The organism is Lelliottia sp. RWM.1 (assembly GCF_016859735.1).
In the GTDB taxonomy this organism is placed as follows: domain Bacteria; phylum Pseudomonadota; class Gammaproteobacteria; order Enterobacterales; family Enterobacteriaceae; genus Enterobacter.
In genome coordinates, this window is the sequence record NZ_WLVC01000005.1 from 55593 (window position 1) to 73678 (window position 18086).

Sequence of the window (18086 nt, forward strand, 5' to 3'; positions counted from 1 at the left end):
ACCGTTTCGCTATACTCATAAACAATCCATTTAAAATCAGTAAATTGAATATTTTCATTTCAACTCTCCACGCTTTTTCCTTAATTTCTCCACATTTGGCGATAATTTGTTTTTTACACTTTCATTGTTTTACTGTTGCTCTGACTAATTGACGATAAACCCCGTAAAGTTAATCTCGTCAACACGGCATAGCGCCGAAGAATAACTGAAAGTAAGGACATAAATTATGCGTAAATTAACTGCACTGTTTGTTGCTTCTACCCTGGCTCTGGGCGCTACCAGCATGGCGTTCGCCGCCGATACTGCGACCACCACCGCAGCGCCAACGGAAGGAAAAATGATGATGCATCATAAAGGCAAACCGGGTCCGCATCATGAGATGATGATGTTCAAAGATTTGAACCTGACGGATGCACAGAAACAACAGGTCCGCGACATTATGAAAAGCCAGCGCGACCAGATGAAACGCCCACCGCTGGAAGAGCGTCGTGCAATGCATGACATCATCGCGAGTGATTCTTTCGATAAGGCAAAAGCCGAAGCGCAGATTGACAAGATGGCTGCACAGCATAAAGCCGGTATGCTGGCCCGTATGGAAACACAGAATAAAATCTACAACATTCTGACACCGGAACAGAAAAAACAGTTTAATGCCAATTTTGAGAAGCGTCTGACAGAACGTCCGGCCCCAGAAGGTAAAATGGCTCCGCCTGCTGAATAATCAGCACATCACATTAAGACCGCCGGAATCCTGTTCACAAAAGCGCTATCGCTGTGGACAGGTCCGGCGGTTTTTTCTTTCATGCCCTCTTGCCAGCCGCCAGAAGCGCGGTATTCTCCTGTAGTCGTCCCAGAGAATGTATAACAGAGTCATGGCGTTAGTATTTTTCTCAACGCCTGGCTAATACATGTCTGCTCTGCTGCCGATAATACGTCTGTGATTACCCAACGATAACAATCAAGATAGCGACGATAGGCATATCGTTGCACTGGCGCATGTTGTGCCTTTCAGGAGTGGTGATGGAGTTTTTTGATATCCGTAAGATGCCTGTCAGTCTCTGGCGTAATGGTGCTGGCGAGACACGAGAAATTTGTTGTTTTCCTCCCGCGACGCGCGATTTTTCCTGGCGCGCCAGTATTGCTTCCCTTGCCAGTAACGGTGAGTTCTCTTCTTTCCCCGGAGTTGATCGGGTGATTACGTTGCTTGAAGGCGGTGAGGTGACACTTGATGCAGGTAAGGCTTTTTGCCATACCCTGAAAACTCATCAACCGTTTAGCTTTCCGGGCGACCAGCCAGTAAAAGCCCAGCTTACAGATGGCCAGATGTCGATGGACTTCAATATTATGACGCGAAGGGATCGCTGCCGGGCTAAAGTCCGCGTGGCGGATCGCACCTTTACGACATTTGCTTCTCGTGGTGGGGTGGCGTTTGTGCTCAGTGGCGCATGGCAACTGGGGGATAAGCTGTTGACGGCGGATCAGGGAGCAAGCTGGGAGGAGGGGATCCATACTCTGCGCTTACTTGAATCTGAAGGGAAACTGCTATTCAGTGAAATTATCTGGCTGGCAGGGCATTAATCCCAAAAAGAGGCGGCGTTAGCGCCGCCTGTATGTGTGATTAACGTTTCCAGAAATCATCAAATACGGTGATGGGTGGACGGCGTTTGTGCTCCGTTTTCAGATACCAGCCTTCAATAATCCGCGCCGTACCTTCATCAAGGGTTTTGCCTTCCAGATAGTCATCAATGTTGTCATAGGTGACACCCAGTGCAGCTTCGTCTGGCAGAGAAGGGCGGTCGTCTTCCAGGTCCGCCGTTGGTGCTTTATTGTATAAGTGCGCCGGGCAACCCAATAACGCGAGCAACTGTTTACCCTGACGCTTGTTCAGACGGAAGATCGGGTTAATATCGGTTCCACCATCACCGTATTTGGTGAAGAAACCTGTCACAGCTTCTGCTGCATGGTCGGTCCCAACCACTACGCCTTTTGTCATGCCTGCAATACTGTACTGCGCTTTCATCCGCTCGCGGGCTTTCTCATTACCGCGTACAAAATCGCTTAATTCGATACCGGCTTCACGTAAGGCTTGCTCACTTGCCAGCACAGACCCTTTGATATTTACGGTGAGCACACGGTCAGGCTGAATAAAGGTGATCGCGTCCTGACAATCCTGCTCATCAGCCTGGACACCATAGGGGAGGCGTACGGCGATAAACTGTAATGCCGTGTCGCCAGTTTCTTCACGCAACTCTGAAATCGCCAGTTGGCACAATTTCCCGGTGAGTGTGGAATCCTGACCACCACTGATGCCCAGCACCAGGGATTTCAAAAAGGGATGGGTTTTCAGATAGGATTTTAAAAAATCGATGCTACGGCGGATTTCATCGTGTGCATCGATCGCAGGCTTAACGCCAAGCGCCTGAATAATCTCTTGTTGCAGAGCCATTACGCCCTCCATATGCAGTACTAACCAGAATGTGTGATCTGTTAAAACTAACCCTTTGGGCGTAAAACGACAAGGATCACAGTTTCGAGTGCGGCAAATTGCGGCGATTTAGCAAGTTATCTTTGTTTTATTGGAATCTTCCGAAAGTCATCCTGTAAAGCCCGCATAGTTGAAAAATGATATTTTATATTCCAGGCTTAGATAACACGCTGATAAAAAAGAGGACGAAATATGAACAAGAACGTAGCAGGCGTTTTGGCAGCAGCAGCGGTAGTAACGATGTTGGCAGGCTGTTCAGCTTACGATCGTACGAAAGATCAATTTACACAGCCGGTCGTAAAAGACGTCAAAAAGGGGATGACCCGTGCGCAGGTGGCTCAAATTGCGGGTAAACCGTCTTCTGAGATCACGATGATTCATGCCCGTGGTACATGCCAGACCTATATCCTCGGTCAACGGGATGGTAAAGCAGAGACCTACTTTGTGGCGCTTGATGACACAGGACATGTGATTAATTCTGGTTATCAGACCTGTTCGGAATATGACACTGATCCTCAGGCAGCCAAAGCCCAGTAGGGTCATTTACTGAGCATCGAATGAAACCGGCCCTATGGCCGGTTTTTTTTACTGAGTATAATCTTATTTATTTTCGCGAATTATTTGCCCGAAATGTGAAGGGAGTCAATGCGCGAGGTCAATGAGAGACAATTTTAGGTCATCCGGTAATATCCCCTCCTTGTACCATGCCGTATACTCACTTTAACGATAAACAACGGTAAGCAAACTACCCGTCAGCCAGGATAGCGAGTCGTCTGATGATGCGACGGTGGGTAGTCATACAAGAGGGAAGTTACTATGGAAAAGAAACATATCTATCTGTTCTGCTCGGCGGGCATGTCAACCTCACTGCTGGTTTCCAAGATGCGCGCTCAGGCTGAAAAGTATGAAGTACCTGTGGTAATCGAAGCATTTCCTGAAACGCTGGCGGGCGATAAAGGCCAGACAGCGGATGTCATTTTACTGGGGCCACAAATCGCATACATGTTGCCTGAAATTCAGCGTTTGTTGCCGAATAAACCGGTTGAAGTGATCGATTCTGCGCTGTACGGCAAAATCGATGGTTTGGGTGTATTGAAAGCTGCAGTTGCAGCAATTAAAAAAGCTGCTGTTAATTAATTTATTATTTTTCCCGTCAAAGAGTAATTTCACACACATTACGCCGCAACGTTTGTTGCGGCATTTAAGGGTATTTTCCTATGAGTAAAGTCATCGCTTCACTTGAAAAGGTACTCCTTCCTTTTGCTGTAAAAATAGGAAAGCAGCCTCACGTTAATGCCATCAAAAACGGTTTTATTAAAGTTATGCCGTTGACGCTGGCCGGGGCAATGTTCGTTTTAATTAACAACGTATTTTTGAGCTTCGGAGAAGGGTCCTTCTTTTATTCATTAGGTATTCGATTAGACGCCTCCACTATTGAAACTCTCAACAGCTTTAAAGCTATTGGGGGTAATGTTTACAACGGTACATTGGGTATTATGTCACTGATGGCGCCGTTCTTTATTGGGATGGCACTTGCAGAAGAACGTAAAGTAGACCCGTTGGCGGCTGGGTTACTATCCGTGGCTGCATTTATGACCGTGACGCCATATAGTGTAGGTGAAGCTTATGCGGTAGGGGCGAATTGGTTAGGTGGGGCAAACATTATATCCGGTATTATTATTGGTTTAGTGGTTGCTGAGATGTTCACTTTTATTATTCGTCGCAACTGGGTTATTCGCTTGCCGGATAGCGTACCCGCTTCTGTATCTCGTTCATTTTCCGCGTTGATCCCGGGCTTTATTATTCTCTCCATCATGGGGATTATTTCCTGGGCGCTCTCTCATTGGGGTACAAACTTCCATCAGGTCATCATGGACTCAATCTCAACGCCACTGGCGTCGATGGGTGGTGTGGTCGGGTGGGCGTATGTGATTTTCACCTCTCTGCTGTGGTTCTTCGGCGTACACGGTTCACTGGCACTGGCTGCGCTGGACAGCGGTATCATGACCCCATGGGCACTGGAAAACGTGGCCCTTTACCAGCAGTACGGTTCCGTTGATGCGGCGCTGGCGGCAGGTAAAACCTTCCATGTGTGGGCGAAGCCGATGCTTGATTCCTACATCTTCCTGGGCGGTACAGGGGCGACACTGGGTCTTATCATCGCGGTCTTTATTACCTCTCGTCGTGCTGACCATCGTCAGGTTGCGAAACTGGCTCTGCCATCAGGCATCTTCCAGATTAACGAACCGATTCTGTTTGGTCTGCCAATTATCATGAACCCGGTCATGTTCATTCCGTTCATCCTGGTGCAGCCTCTGCTGGCCGCGATTACTCTGACGGCGTACTACCTTGGCATTATTCCGCCGGTGACGAACATTGCACCGTGGACCATGCCGACAGGCCTTGGCGCATTCTTTAACACCAACGGTAGCGTAGCGGCCTTCCTGCTGGCGATATTCAACCTCGGCGTAGCAACACTGCTGTACATGCCGTTTGTGGTTATCGCGAACAAAGCACAAACCGCTATTGATGAAGAAGAGAGCGAAGAGGATATCGCGCTCGCACTGAAATTCTAAGATTGACCGGCGCGGGGAAACCCGCGCCCGCAAAGGAGAGAAAGAGATGTTAGATTTGGATACAATCGTGGCAGAAGACGTGGTCGAGAACGATCTGGAAGAAGTGGTGATGGGGCTTATCATCAATTCGGGGCAAGCGCGTAGCCTGGCCTATGCTGCACTCAAGCAGGCCAAACAGGGTGATTTCGCCGCCGCGAAAACCATGATGGATCAGTCCAGAACCGCGCTGAATGAAGCGCATCTTGTCCAGACTAAACTTATCGAAAGCGATCAGGGTGAAGGAAAAATGAAGGTCAGCCTGGTCCTGGTGCACGCGCAGGATCATCTGATGACCTCAATGCTTGCACGCGAGTTGGTTGCAGAGTTGATTGAGCTTCACGAGAAAATGCAGTAAGTCGAAACAGGTAGCAGGAGGTCAGCACGATGGAAATTAAAACCGCACTTGAGCAGCAACTGTTTAATGGCAAGAATTTTCACGTGGTTATCTACAACAAAACGGAAAGCGCCAGTGGTTTGCATCAGCATGATTACTACGAATTCACGATTGTTCTGACCGGGCGTTACTACCAGGAGATTAACGGTAAACGGGTCTTACTGGAACGCGGCGATTTTGTCTTTCTTCCGATGGGCTCCTACCACCAGAGCTTTTATGAATTTGGCGCGACGCGCATTCTCAATGTAGGGGTGAGCAGGCGTTTCTTTGAGAAGCATTACCTGCCGCTCGTGCCATTCTGTTTTGTTGCCTCGCAGGTGTATCGCGTCAAGAACGAGTTTATGACCTGGATCGAAACGGTTATCGCCTCGCTCAACTTCCGTGACGGTGAATTTGATGAGTTTATTGAAACCGTGACGTTCTACGTGATGAACCGCCTGCGTCATCATCGTGAAGAGCAACAGGTGATTGATGATATCCCGCAATGGTTACGCAGCACCGTTGAAGTGATGCACGATAAAGGACAGTTCAGCGATAATGCGCTGGAAAATATGGTAGCGTTGTCAGGCAAATCGCAGGAATATCTTACCCGCGCAACCCAGCGCTACTATCGTAAAACCCCTGTGCAAATTATTAATGAAATTCGTATTAATTTTGCTAAAAAACAGCTGGAAATAACCAATTACTCTATTACAGATATTGCATTTGAGTCAGGTTATAGCAGTCCCAGTCTTTTTATTAAAACGTTTAAAAAACTGACTTCATTCACACCGAACAGCTACCGGAAGAATCTGACGGTAATTAATTGATTTCGGCGGAATACTTCGCCGTAAATATTGACGTGGTCGCTTGCCCAAAATAGCGGGACTGGAACGCTATACCTTGCAGGTGACTAACCTGATACGCTAAGGGAGATATATATGCAACAGAAATTAAAAGTCGTAACCATTGGCGGCGGCAGCAGCTATACCCCAGAATTACTCGAAGGTTTTCTGAAACGCTATCATGAATTACCGGTCAGCGAATTATGGCTGGTGGACGTTGAAGAAGGTCAGGAGAAGCTCAACATTATTTATGACCTGTGCCAGCGAATGGTTAAAAAAGCTGGCGTCCCGTTAACCGTTTATAAAACGCTGGATCGTCGTGAAGCGCTGAAAGGTGCGAACTTTGTTACGACGCAATTGCGCGTGGGTCAGTTGAAGGCACGCGAACTTGATGAGCGTATTCCATTGAGCCACGGTTATCTGGGACAAGAGACCAACGGTGCGGGTGGGCTGTTTAAAGGGTTACGCACTATCCCTGTTATTTTTGACATTATTAAAGATGTAGAAGAAATTTGCCCTGATGCCTGGGTCATTAACTTCACCAACCCGGCAGGCATGGTCACAGAAGCGGTTTATCGCCACACGGGTTTCAAACGCTTTATCGGCGTATGTAATATCCCGATCGGCATGAAAATGTTCATCCGCGATGTGCTGGAACTCTCGGACAGCGATGATCTTTCTATCGATCTGTTTGGCCTGAACCACATGGTCTTTATCAAAGATGTGCTGGTAAATGGCAAGTCACGCTTTGCTGAACTGCTGGATGGTGTTGCATCAGGTCGCCTCACTGCGGCATCCGTGAAAAACATCTTTGATTTACCGTTCAGTGAAGGTCTGATTCGTTCTCTTAATCTTCTGCCGTGTTCATATCTGCTGTATTACTTTAAGCAGAAGGAGATGCTGGCGATTGAAATGGGAGAATATTATAAAGGCGGTGCGCGCGCTCAGGTTGTACAGAAAGTGGAAAAGCAGCTGTTTGATTTGTATAAAGATCCAAACCTGAATATCAAACCAAAAGAGCTGGAGCAGCGCGGCGGCGCTTACTATTCGGATGCGGCATGTGAAGTGATCAACGCTATTTACAATGATAAGCAGGCCGAGCACTACGTTAACGTTCCTCACCATGGGCATGTTGGCAACATTCCGGCAGACTGGGCTGTTGAAATGACCTGTATCCTGGGACGTGATGGCGCGAAACCTCATCCGCGTATCACCCACTTTGACGATAAGGTGATGGGACTGATTCACACCATCAAGGGGTTTGAAGTGGCAGCAAGCCATGCTGCACTCAGTGGCGAATTGAATGATGTTCTGCTGGCGTTGAACCTGAGTCCACTGGTGCATTCTGACCGTGATGCAGAATCACTGGCTCGCGAGATGATTCTGGCACACGAGAAATGGCTGCCTAACTTTGCTGCGACAATTGCGAAGCTGCAAGACGAATGCCATTAAGAGGGATAACGATGGAAAACCTGTTGATCGTTAATGCCGATGATTTTGGTCTGTCGAAGGGACAAAACTACGGCATTGTTGAGGCTTGTCGCCATGGCGTTGTTACGTCAACCACGGCGTTGATCAATGGTGAAGCGGTTGAGCATGCGGCATTGCTCAGCCGTGAATTGCCTGAATTGGGTGTCGGCTTGCATTTTGTGCTTACGCTCGGAATGCCACTTTCGCCGATGCCTGGTTTGGCCCGTGACGGGCTGTTGGGTAAATGGATTTGGGAAATGGCAGAGCAGGGAGCATTGCCCCTGGATGAAATGACGCGCGAACTGGATTGTCAGTTCAACCGTTTTGTCGATGTCTTCGGCCGTGAACCGACACATATTGACAGTCATCACCATGTCCATATGATCCCGGCACTGTTCCCGTTAGTGGCAGAGTTTGCACAGCGAAAAGGTGTGTCGTTGCGCGTTGACAGGCAGGCATTACAGGAGGCTTTGTTACCCTCGGTTGTAACGACTGATGGTTTCAGCAGTGGATTTTACGGCGATGAGATCAGTGAATCGCTATTTCTGCAGGTTTTGGATGATTCATCACAGCGCGGGGAACGTTCTGTCGAAGTGATGGCGCACCCGGCATTTGTTGATAATACCGTGCGTAAAAGTGCTTACTGTTGGCCACGGCTGGCAGAACTGGATGTGCTGACCTCCTCATCACTGAAATATGCCATTGCGGAGCGTGGTTATCGCCTGGGAACATTCAGGGATCTCTGACACAACGCGGTTTAGCTAAAGCTGGCAAGGATTGCATGCAAGGCGCGACTTACGAGGCGGGAATCGGCTATGATAGAGGTTTCCGTCTCTGGAATTTGCTTTAGTGAACCCGTCGCTTATGAAACCATTTCGCCAACAAAACCGTCCTGTTATTAGCTACGTGCCCCGCGTCGAACCAGCGCCGCCTGAACACGCCCTGAAGCTTGATGGCTTTCGTGACGTCTGGCAGTTGCGTGGGAAATATGTGGCATTTGTTATGACGGGAGAGCATTTTCGTCGCTCTCCTGTATTCGCCGTACCGGAGTCGGCTCAGCGGTGGGCAGAGCAAATCCGTCAGGATGAAGATGTTGAAGAATAGCAGACATAAAAAAACCGCCAACTGGCGGTTTTTTTATGTCTGAATCGATTAACGATGTGCGAGTTCGACGTCGTCTTCACTTTCCAGAACTGTTTTGTCTGTCTGTTTCAGCCACTGGCTGGTCAGTGTACCTGCAGTCATGGAGCCGCTCACGTTCAGTGCTGTACGACCCATGTCGATCAATGGCTCAACAGAAATCAGCAGGGCGACCAGTGTCACTGGCAGACCCAGAGCGGGCAGTACAATCAGGGCTGCGAAAGTCGCACCACCGCCAACACCTGCAACACCTGCGGAGCTCACGGTAACAATTCCTACCAGCGTGGCAATCCACACCGGATCCAGCGGGTTGATACCGACGGTTGGGGCAACCATTACCGCCAGCATTGCCGGGTAAAGGCCTGCACAACCGTTTTGTCCGATGGTTGCACCAAAGGAGGCTGAGAAGCTGGCAATCGATTCGGGTACACCCAGGCGACGAGTCTGTGCTTCAACATTCAGCGGAATAGACGCTGCACTGGAACGGCTGGTGAAAGCGAAAGTCAGTACTGGCCACACTTTACGGAAATATTTCAGTGGGCTCACGCCGTTTACCCCCAGCAGGATACCGTGCACCACGAACATGATGCCGAGACCCAGATAAGAGGCAATCACAAAGCTACCGAGCTTAATGATGTCCTGCAGGTTAGAACCCGCAACGACTTTGGTCATCAGTGCCAGGACGCCGTAAGGGGTTAACTGCATAACCAGGCGTACCAGTTTCATCACCCAACTTTGCAGCGTATCGATAGCGGTGAGAACACGCTGGCCTTTCGGCGCATCGTCTTTCAGCAGTTTCAGCGCAGCGACACCGAGGAAGGCTGCAAAAATCACCACACTAATAATCGAGGTTGGGTTTGCGCCAGTCAGGTCAGCAAATGGGTTCTTAGGAATGAAGGAGAGCAGCATCTGTGGAACGGTAAGGTCTGCCACTTTACCCACATAATTACTCTGAATCGCAGCCAGACGCGCTGTTTCTGCGGACCCCTGAACCAGACCTTCAGCCGTCAGGCCAAACAGATTAGTGACCAGCACACCAACCAGCGCGGCAATGAGCGTGGTGAACAGCAGTGTACCGATAGTCAGGAAGCTGATTTTACCCAACTGGCTGGCGTTGTGCAGGCGTGCAACGGCACTGAGAATGGACGCAAACACCAGTGGCATAACAATCATCTGCAGCAGTTGTACATAACCGTTACCGACAATGTTAAACCACTGGATAGAATCTTTCAGCACGGGATTATCAGAGCCATAAATAGCCTGCAATGCCAGACCAAATACGACACCCATGGCCAGACCGACCAGTACTTTTTTTGCCAGACTCCACTGTTTATGACGAGCCTGTGCCAGAAGCAATAACAAAATAACGAACACGACTACGTTCGCGATGAGTGGAAAATTCATCCCCGTTCTCCTGATTTATTATGTGGTCGGTATAACCGACTCTGTTGGCGCAAGGTTAGCAGAAGTGTGATGTTGCGCTTATATCCAAATGGAATGGATTATGACAAATGAGATTATTTTGCTGATTTAGTGTTCAATCTGGTGATTAATAAAACGATCAAACTGAAATTGCAGCGAATTGATCATTTGTGATGACCAGCGGACTGCACCATTTTCGGGCAGCGTCTGCGGCATCCAGACGGCATAAGCGAAGAGTGCCATACAAAGAACGCGTTCCAGTTGATTGCCTTTTTGCGGAGCCAGTATCGGGAAGCGAAAACGCCACCGACAGGGCCACAGCAAGGGAACACCGGCAGGCGTTAGCATATCTGCCAGTATATGGCTGAGGTAGCCGATCACCATACCCTGAATGGCATCTGCCGGGAAAATCCAGCTGTCAGGGACTTTCAAATAAAACAGCGTTAACAGGCCAAATACAGCCAACAGACTGTGGGTAAATCCACGATGACCAAATGCCCGGGCGATGGGTTTTGCGATCCATTTTAAACGCTGACCAAGGAAGGATTTTGGATGGTCAATGTCGGGTAACAGACAGGTCAATACGGCGGAAGGGATAATATGCCACCAGTCCCCTTGTGTCAGCACAGGCGTCAGCTCAGCGTTTTTGGCAAACACTGCGCATGCAATAGAAAAAAGCAGATGGCCTTCCGCCGTCATGATAAAACCCACAAAACTGTCAATTCATACAGTATAGGGTTTTTATACAGTGGGCGGAAGAGGTGACGGTGTAACTCTTTGTCACAAACAGGCGCTAGCGCGCCAACCAACCACCATCCACGGCTAAGGTGTGACCATTAACGTAATTTGAGGCGCTTGACGCCAGGAAAACCACAGGGCCTTGCAGGTCTTCCGGTAACCCCCATCGGCCTGCTGGAATGCGTTCGAGGATTTCCTGGCTACGTTGTTCATCGTCGCGTAATTGCTGCGTGTTGTTGGTGGCCATATAGCCTGGCGCAATGGCATTGACGTTAATGCCATGTGCGGCCCATTCGTTTGCCAGAAGGCGAGTGATACCCAGCACGCCACTTTTGGACGCGGTATAGGAAGGGACGCGGATCCCACCCTGGAATGAGAGCATGGAGGCAATATTGATGATTTTTCCACCCTGACCCTGATGAATAAACTGCCGGGCAACAGCCTGAGAGAGAAAAAAGACCGATTTGAGGTTCAGATTGATCACCTCATCCCAGTTTTTTTCGCTAAACGAGAGTGCATCTTCCCGGCGGATCGTCCCGGCATTATTCACCAGAATATCGACCCGCCCCATTTCGGCGACAGCTTTCTTCACTACGTCAGGAATACTTGCCTGCTGGCTGAGGTCGGCCTGAACAGCCACGAAGCGTCTTCCTGTCGCTATAACGCGCGCAGCGGTTTCTTCAGGGATCTTCCGATTAACACCGACGATATCGCACCCGGCCTGTGCCAGTGCAATCGCCATTCCTTGCCCCAGACCGGTATCGCATCCGGTGACGACAGCCACTTTGCCTGAAAGAGTAAAGGCATTCAGTATCATATACACCTCAGAGGTAGGGTTATTTTCTCTCTGAGCGTAAGAATAGGAGGGGGATAAAATAAAATCAATTAAAAATGAAACGATGTTTTATTTTATTTTTTTGGGAAGGTTTCAGGCAGCATAACGCTGCCTGACGAAAACACTACTTGCCGTGCAGGTGTTGGGCTGTCAAGTCTGCAAGTGATGTCAGCTTGACATCCGCCAGCGCAAAGCGTGGGTCGTGTTGGCCTTCTTCGGCAGGTACGACAATTGAACGCATTCGAGCGGCTTTTGATGCCACCATTCCGTTAACGGAATCTTCCAGCGCCACGCAGGCGAGAGGGTCGATCCCCAGTTTCGCAGCACAGTCCATATAGACTTGTGGGTGTGGCTTGCTGTAGGGGAGCTTTTCCGCAGAGGCAAGGGCGTCGAAGCTGTCCCGAAGCTCAAACATGGTCAGCACTTTTTCCAGCATATGCAGGGGCGATGCCGAAGCCAGACCAATTTTCAGGCCTTGTGATTTACACAGCGCGATAGCTTCACGGACACCTGGCAGAAGGGGGCGATTCTCTTCGACCAGCGCAATCGCGCGGTTGATGATGAGCGTTGTAACGTCTTCGCGGCCAGGGCCTTCCCACGGCTGATGGGCATACCAAAGGTCAACCACCATATCGATGCGCAGCCCCAGAGTATCGGGAAGCTCATTACGGCGACGAATATCTACGCCCAGGCTAGCGATTACCTCCAGTTCAGCGCGATCCCAAAGTGGTTCGGAATCGATCAGCAATCCATCCATGTCAAAAATAGCGGCAAGAATTTGGCGCGGTGTCGACATTACAACTTCTCCTTATCTAAGGCGTACGGCAGACGATGCGTACTCAGCACTGATTGCAATTTACCATATCGACCTTAAAGATCGGGCGAAAATGATGAGCAGCGGGTAGACTTAGGCACAAATAACGCGTCTTTTGAAAGGGGAATAGATGACGTATCAACAAGCTGGACGCATCGCTGTATTAAAACGTATTGCCGGTTGGGTTATTTTTATCCCGGCGGTCATTTCTACGCTGATTTCTGTGTGCAAGTTTATGTATGACCACAGCGAGAAACAGCCTGGCATTAATGCAGTAATGCTCGATTTTGCCCACGTCATGATTGAGATGATGCGTTTTAATACGCCTTTTTTAAACCTTTTCTGGTACAACTCACCCACACCTGATTTTCATCAGAAACTTAACATCGTATTTTGGATTATCTACGCGTTGATTTTTATTGCGATGGCGTTGCAGGCGTCAGGCGCAAGAATGAGTCGCCAGACGCGATTTTTGCGCGAAGGTGCTGAAGATCAACTGATCCTGGAGCAGGCAAAAGGAGCAGAAGGGTTGAGCCGCACACAGATCGAATCACGGATTGTTGTTCCACGCCACACGATCTTTGTGCAGATTTTCCCGCTCTATGTGTTGCCCGTTATTATCATTATTGCAGGGTATTTCTTCTTCTCACTGCTCGGTTTTTTATAAGAAAAAATGGGTGGCGTTAGGCCACCCATTTCTATCCTATGCCGCCAATACGCGTTCCAGCGCACGCTGCGCCGTAACAAGATGCTCACCGCCAAACAATATTGCGCGGTTAATCAATGTGTAGAGCTGATAAACGGGTTGGCGCTCCAGAAAATCCGTTGGCAGCGGGGAAATTGACTGATAACCGTCGTAAATCTGTGGGGGCTGTTCTGGATGCAGGGGCAACATGGCAAGATCGCACTCTCTGTCGCCCCAGTAACAGGCAGGATCAAAGATATACGGGCCGTTTGGCCCAAGCGCACAGTTTTCTGACCATAAGTCTCCGTGCAAGAGTGAAGGCTGAGGCTGATGCGATGCCAGGCGCTGTTGCACATGATCAACAATGGCGTCGATATTGCCAAATTCCAGCCCCCTTTCAGCAGCCAGTTCCAGTTGCCAGCCAATTCGTTGCTCGGCAAAAAAGGTGGACCAGCGACGTTGCCAGGCGTTAGGTTGCGGGGTGGTGGACAGATCGTTATCAAAGTCGAGACCAAATTGCGGCTGATCGCTCCACTGATGCAGGCGGGCAATTTGCTGTCCCAGAATGAAGGCGTTATGGGCGTCTAACGGACGGGCAGGAAGATAATCCATGACCAGGAAACTGTAGTCGCGATCGCTGCCTACCGCCCAGACCTGAGGAACGGCGACGGTTTTGCTGCGTGACAACAGTTCGAGTTGATCGGCTTCGGCGGTAAAAATAGGGAGTAATTCCCGTTCATCACACTTAACAAAGAAATCACGTCCAGCGTAGCGTAAATGCCATGCGGCGTGGATCTCCCCGCCTGGCAGTTCGTTACGCAGTTCAATTTCACCTTCACCCAGTTGTTCACTTAAAAGATGACTGATAGCCTGCCACATGATGTCTCTCCCATGTTGTCTGCCAGATCATAACGTTAGCGCAAAACCGTGGTTAAAAAACAAGAACTGACGCACACCTGAGCCGTTTAGATTCATGCAGGGCACTTATTGTCCTTGTTTTTGCCAATTTTCCCAGGTGTCCACGTCAATTTCTGCTGTTCTGTGGATAGCGCTTTCTACGAGGCCGCTTGCCAGTGCTTTCACTTCATCTTTACTGAGGGAACTTATCAAAGCAAATGTTAGTGTGCCAAGTTCGTGAATAGTGCCCTCATCATCTGTCAGCGTGAGCAAGAAGTTTGCGCGGGTCAGGGTGTTATTGATTTCGTTGAGCTCGGTCAGTGATGCTTCATGAAATTTAACGACTATGACGTAGCGAATGATGTCACCACTGCTCATATTTCACCTCATTGTTATCATGGAAGTTTTCTTAGCTTAGTCGATAGCACCGGTTTGGCGACTTTTGATCGTACTCCCCTTGTGCTGGCAAGGGGAGTCGCTGTCAGGATCGGGATAAGTACTCGACGATTTTCTGTGTGTCGGCAAGTGAACACAAGCGTGTTCCGTGATTAATGGTCGCAGCGCTACCGGCGGCAACACCGTAGCGAGTCATCTCCAGCAAAGAAGCGCCTTGTGCGAGTTTTAACGTCATCGCCCCCACCATGCTATCGCCAGCACCAACGGTGCTCTGACTTTTCATCGGTGGTGGCACAACCTGTACAAAGCCTGTTTCATCGACCGCAAGCGCCCCTTGTGGGCCCAGAGAGACGACCACGCGACGCGCTTTTCCACTGCATACCAGCTCCTGTGCAGCGGAACGTACATCGTCGGGTTGGGTCAGCTCACGATTAACCAACGCGCTTAACTCTTTCTGGTTTGGTTTGACAAGTTCAAGATTGCCCGGTATCAGAGCCGCATGAAGCGCCTCACCGGAACTGTCGACAATGCAACGGATCCCTTTTTTCTGCACTGCACGAATGAGCAGAGTCAGTTTTTCTGTGTCAACACCGGGTGGAAGACTGCCGCTAATGACCAGCAGAGCACCACTCTCAATGGCAAGCACTTTTTCCTCTAATTGACAAAACTCATCATCGCTCAGGCGTGCACCAGGCATCACAAAACGGTACTGTTCTCCACTGGACTCAACATGGACGTGTAAGTTTTGCCGCGTCCAGTCTTCAGCATTGACAGTCTCAACGGCCACGTTTTCGTCTGTAAGAAGCGCGACCAGATGTTCCCCGGTTGCTCCACCAACAGGAAAAATGGCGGTGGCTTTACCGCCAAGATGCGTAATTGCCCGCGCGACATTAATACCGCCACCGCCAGGTTCAAAAACAGGGGCGCTGCAGCGCAGTTTACCTTCCGGGTAAATCTGAGGTGTCAGGGTTGCGGAGTCGAGAGAAGGGGAAAGTGTCAGCGTATAGATCGGAACCATCATGACCTCCTTTTTATATGGATATCAGTAAGCCTGGCATCAATTAAGCCGAAGGGAAAGTAAATAACAGTATGATTTTAAAAATGAATGCCGACAAATGTGATGGAAGGTTATTATAAATTAAATGCTGCTTTGAGAGCGTTCTTATTCAAAAAATGAAAGAATAAATCATTGCTATGTTATTAGCGCCTTTTTATAATTTGTTACCTTTCTCTGGACGCCTTGTCATTGATCCTCAAGAAAGTTTCCGGGACCGTGGTGGTCTCTTTTTTTGTTGTACGGACTCCTTAATAAATGAAGCTTTTGAAGACAGTACCTGCTGCACTGATGCTGGCAGGTGGTGTGTTTGCATCAATGAATGCAGCCGCCGATGATACCGTTTTTACTGTCATGGACGATCCCACGACTGCGAAAAAACCCTTTGAAGGTAACCTGAATGCAGGGTATCTGGCGCAGTCGGGTAACACGAAAAGCTCTTCCCTTACCGCTGACACAACCCTGACCTGGTATGGCAGTAATACGGCCTGGTCGCTGTGGGGCAACGCCAGCAATACGTCCGCGAACGACGAGCGCTCCTCGGAGAAATATGCTGCGGGTGGACGTAGCCGTTATAATGTGACTGACGCTGACTACCTGTTCGGTCAGGCAAGCTGGTTAACTGACCGCTATAACGGTTATCGCCAGCGTGATGTATTCACCGCAGGTTACGGTCGTCAGTTCCTGAACGGGCCTGTTCACAGCTTCCGTTTCGAATTCGGTCCGGGTGTTCGTTACGATGAATACACCAACGATGAGACGAAGACACAACCGTTAGGTTATGCGTCTGGTACGTATGCCTGGCAGTTCACTGATAACGCGAAATTTACTCAGGGTGTTTCTGTTTTCGGTGCTGATGATACGACGCTGAACTCTGAGACTGCATTGAACGTTGCCATCAACGAACACTTCGGCTTAAAAGTGGCTTATAACGTGACCTGGAACTCTTCACCTCCAGCCTCTGCGCCGGATCATACCGACCGCAGGACCACGATTTCACTGGGCTACAAGATGTAATTTAGATGGGCCGATATATTATCGGCCCATCTATTTATTTTAACAGGTTGTGCTATTTTACATTGAACAGTGTTTTAAAATAATTGACCTGACAATATCTCCATATTTTCTTCATAATTAGAGCCTGGGATATACAATCAGTTTATTTGACACGAATTGATAAATAAATTGACTAGGAAAAAGTGTGATCAAGATCTACACTCATATCACAGGCAACATTTCGCCTTAAGACGTTCTGCATTAATTTAGAAAGAGAACAACGATTATGAAAAAAATCAAATCCGCTGCTGCAGCAATGGTGCTTTCTGCACTTTCATTTGGTGTATTTGCTGCTGATACAGTCAACCAACCTGCCAGTACCACCACTAGCCAAATTGGTATTACTCAAGCCTCTGATGTAGAGGCTGGCTCTAACATCGCCCCAGACTCTCAATCAACGGGTCAGTCAATGAATGATGCCTTCGATGTGCACAAACTCGTTGCCGGTGAGTGGTCCTGATAAATACACTGTCGTGTTGTTATTGAATTTCAAGCAATAAATCAACCGTCAAAAAACCGGATTTTGTTGTACCGGTTTTTCGCAGTGAATAGTGTAAGGTTATTTAAGTTTTACTATTAATCTGTATTTCGTATTGACAAAAAATGAGCCGCTGTAATTTATTGTCTGAAACGTAGTTTCTTGTTTTTACTTATTCATTTAATTCACTATCCCCAAATCATTGCGGCCCAGCGTAATAACAGCATTGCGCCACAAATGGCAATTAACACCAGCACCATCTTCCAGTGTTTTACGGCAAAACGTTTTGTTGGCATAACTCAGTCCTTGTCAGTTGATACTGTTAGTGTATCAAACCGAGGGGAGAAATGCTGGCATCCTGGGATAAGCTTATACGCCATGAGTGCAGGCAGACTTAAAACCAGTGAAATTTATCGGCGAGAATCAACACGACACCGGCTGCTGAAAGAATGTTCAATATCACCACAGTTCTGCTGGATACGTTCATCGTTTTCCCCTTTGGATTAGAGAACCTGTTCAAGAATAGTTCAGCGCATGTGAAATGCGAGCACCGGGAACTGACCGTTTGTAAACTCATGCAAAAGTATCAGACGCATCTATCTGACCTCAGAGGGTGCATTCTCCCTTTTGTTAGTGTTAACATTGCAGGGCTTGCCGTGAATCATCCTTTATCTGAATTTCGGGCGAGTGCATGATGACGAGCCAATTTGACGATTGTTGGTCAGATGGCGTCGCAATCTACTGTTAAAACACGATTATTTTCTTTGTATATGCTCTTATGTG

At 48.7% G+C, this 18086-nt stretch carries 23 protein-coding genes; 13 read left to right on the plus strand and 10 right to left on the minus strand.

Translation table 11 applies throughout. The annotated features are described in order from the left end of the window. Positions 1-226: 226 nt before the first annotated feature. Positions 227-721, plus strand: coding sequence for an ATP-independent periplasmic protein-refolding chaperone Spy (gene spy, locus GF617_RS06105; protein WP_181623203.1), 495 nt, complete (start codon positions 227-229; stop codon positions 719-721). 299 nt (positions 722-1020) lie between these two features. Beyond that, positions 1021-1578: an environmental stress-induced protein Ves gene (gene ves / locus GF617_RS06110; RefSeq protein ID WP_203451307.1), complete on the plus strand. Its 558-nt coding sequence runs from the start codon at positions 1021-1023 to the stop codon at positions 1576-1578. A 40-nt stretch (positions 1579-1618) separates the two neighbouring features. Here the strand turns inward: ves and nadE are convergent, their stop codons facing one another. Further along, positions 1619-2446, minus strand: coding sequence for an ammonia-dependent NAD(+) synthetase (nadE, locus tag GF617_RS06115; RefSeq protein ID WP_181623205.1), 828 nt, complete (start codon positions 2444-2446; stop codon positions 1619-1621). Positions 2447-2677: 231 nt separating this feature from the next. Here nadE and osmE point away from each other — a divergent pair, with 231 nt between their 5' ends. From osmE to cedA, 8 genes are all read left to right on the plus strand, one after another. Beyond that, entirely contained in the window at positions 2678-3022 is a 345-nt protein-coding gene (osmE, locus tag GF617_RS06120; protein WP_181623206.1) for an osmotically-inducible lipoprotein OsmE, read from the plus strand. A gap of 279 nt (positions 3023-3301) precedes the next feature. Continuing rightward, positions 3302-3622: a PTS sugar transporter subunit IIB gene (locus GF617_RS06125; protein ID WP_181623207.1), complete on the plus strand. Its 321-nt coding sequence runs from the start codon at positions 3302-3304 to the stop codon at positions 3620-3622. An 80-nt stretch (positions 3623-3702) separates the two neighbouring features. Continuing rightward, complete coding sequence (chbC, locus tag GF617_RS06130) at positions 3703-5061, plus strand: PTS N,N'-diacetylchitobiose transporter subunit IIC (protein ID WP_181623208.1); 1359 nt, start codon at positions 3703-3705, stop codon at positions 5059-5061. A 46-nt stretch (positions 5062-5107) separates the two neighbouring features. Next, entirely contained in the window at positions 5108-5455 is a 348-nt protein-coding gene (chbA, locus tag GF617_RS06135) for a PTS N,N'-diacetylchitobiose transporter subunit IIA (RefSeq protein WP_181623209.1), read from the plus strand. 29 nt (positions 5456-5484) lie between these two features. Beyond that, entirely contained in the window at positions 5485-6303 is an 819-nt protein-coding gene (chbR, locus tag GF617_RS06140; RefSeq protein WP_181623210.1) for a transcriptional regulator ChbR, read from the plus strand. A 111-nt stretch (positions 6304-6414) separates the two neighbouring features. After that, positions 6415-7770 (plus strand): 6-phospho-beta-glucosidase, encoded by a 1356-nt coding sequence (locus tag GF617_RS06145; RefSeq protein WP_181623211.1) that lies wholly within the window; start codon positions 6415-6417, stop codon positions 7768-7770. Positions 7771-7781: 11 nt separating this feature from the next. Then, on the plus strand, positions 7782-8534 hold the full coding sequence (gene chbG / locus GF617_RS06150) for a chitin disaccharide deacetylase (protein ID WP_181623212.1): 753 nt from the start codon (positions 7782-7784) through the stop codon (positions 8532-8534). A gap of 118 nt (positions 8535-8652) precedes the next feature. Then, on the plus strand, positions 8653-8892 hold the full coding sequence (gene cedA, locus GF617_RS06155) for a cell division activator CedA (protein ID WP_239006353.1): 240 nt from the start codon (positions 8653-8655) through the stop codon (positions 8890-8892). 48 nt (positions 8893-8940) lie between these two features. Here cedA and GF617_RS06160 read toward each other — a convergent pair whose 3' ends face one another. The 4 genes from GF617_RS06160 to hxpB all read right to left on the minus strand — a co-directional run bounded on the left by GF617_RS06160 (position 8941) and on the right by hxpB (position 12719). After that, on the minus strand, positions 8941-10332 hold the full coding sequence (locus tag GF617_RS06160; RefSeq protein WP_181623214.1) for an L-cystine transporter: 1392 nt from the start codon (positions 10330-10332) through the stop codon (positions 8941-8943). Positions 10333-10458: 126 nt separating this feature from the next. Further along, a complete protein-coding gene (locus tag GF617_RS06165; RefSeq protein ID WP_203451308.1) occupies positions 10459-11049 on the minus strand; it encodes a metal-dependent hydrolase in 591 nt (196 codons plus the stop codon). A 94-nt stretch (positions 11050-11143) separates the two neighbouring features. Beyond that, a complete protein-coding gene (gene kduD / locus GF617_RS06170; RefSeq protein ID WP_181623216.1) occupies positions 11144-11905 on the minus strand; it encodes a 2-dehydro-3-deoxy-D-gluconate 5-dehydrogenase KduD in 762 nt (253 codons plus the stop codon). 142 nt (positions 11906-12047) lie between these two features. Continuing rightward, positions 12048-12719 carry a hexitol phosphatase HxpB gene (gene hxpB, locus GF617_RS06175; protein WP_203451309.1) on the minus strand — a complete coding sequence of 224 codons (672 nt, stop codon included), beginning with the start codon at positions 12717-12719 and terminating at the stop codon, positions 12048-12050. A gap of 148 nt (positions 12720-12867) precedes the next feature. Between hxpB and GF617_RS06180 the strand changes: the two genes are divergently transcribed. Next, on the plus strand, positions 12868-13404 hold the full coding sequence (locus tag GF617_RS06180; RefSeq protein ID WP_181623218.1) for a YniB family protein: 537 nt from the start codon (positions 12868-12870) through the stop codon (positions 13402-13404). Between the two features lie 36 nt (positions 13405-13440). On the opposite strand, the gene GF617_RS06185 is transcribed toward GF617_RS06180, so the two are convergent. The 3 genes from GF617_RS06185 to pfkB form a co-directional block, all read right to left on the minus strand. After that, positions 13441-14301, minus strand: coding sequence for a fructosamine kinase family protein (locus GF617_RS06185; protein WP_203451310.1), 861 nt, complete (start codon positions 14299-14301; stop codon positions 13441-13443). Positions 14302-14406: 105 nt separating this feature from the next. Next, the gene (ghoS, locus tag GF617_RS06190) at positions 14407-14697 is read right to left on the minus strand and encodes a type V toxin-antitoxin system endoribonuclease antitoxin GhoS (protein ID WP_181623220.1); all 291 of its coding nucleotides are present in this window, start codon (positions 14695-14697) and stop codon (positions 14407-14409) included. Between the two features lie 103 nt (positions 14698-14800). After that, a complete protein-coding gene (gene pfkB, locus GF617_RS06195) occupies positions 14801-15733 on the minus strand; it encodes a 6-phosphofructokinase II (RefSeq protein ID WP_203451380.1) in 933 nt (310 codons plus the stop codon). 294 nt (positions 15734-16027) lie between these two features. Here pfkB and GF617_RS06200 point away from each other — a divergent pair, with 294 nt between their 5' ends. Together GF617_RS06200 and GF617_RS06205 are read left to right on the plus strand one after the other, a co-directional pair. Next, on the plus strand, positions 16028-16786 hold the full coding sequence (locus tag GF617_RS06200) for a YdiY family protein (RefSeq protein ID WP_181623221.1): 759 nt from the start codon (positions 16028-16030) through the stop codon (positions 16784-16786). Positions 16787-17051: 265 nt separating this feature from the next. Next, a complete protein-coding gene (locus GF617_RS06205) occupies positions 17052-17285 on the plus strand; it encodes a hypothetical protein (protein ID WP_203451311.1) in 234 nt (77 codons plus the stop codon). Between the two features lie 206 nt (positions 17286-17491). Here the strand turns inward: GF617_RS06205 and yniD are convergent, their stop codons facing one another. Both yniD and yncL read right to left on the minus strand, forming a co-directional pair. After that, positions 17492-17599 (minus strand): small membrane protein YniD, encoded by a 108-nt coding sequence (gene yniD, locus GF617_RS06210; protein ID WP_008500658.1) that lies wholly within the window; start codon positions 17597-17599, stop codon positions 17492-17494. 98 nt (positions 17600-17697) lie between these two features. Then, complete coding sequence (gene yncL, locus GF617_RS27435; protein ID WP_309228229.1) at positions 17698-17880, minus strand: stress response membrane protein YncL; 183 nt, start codon at positions 17878-17880, stop codon at positions 17698-17700. Between the last annotated feature and the right edge of the window lie 206 nt (positions 17881-18086).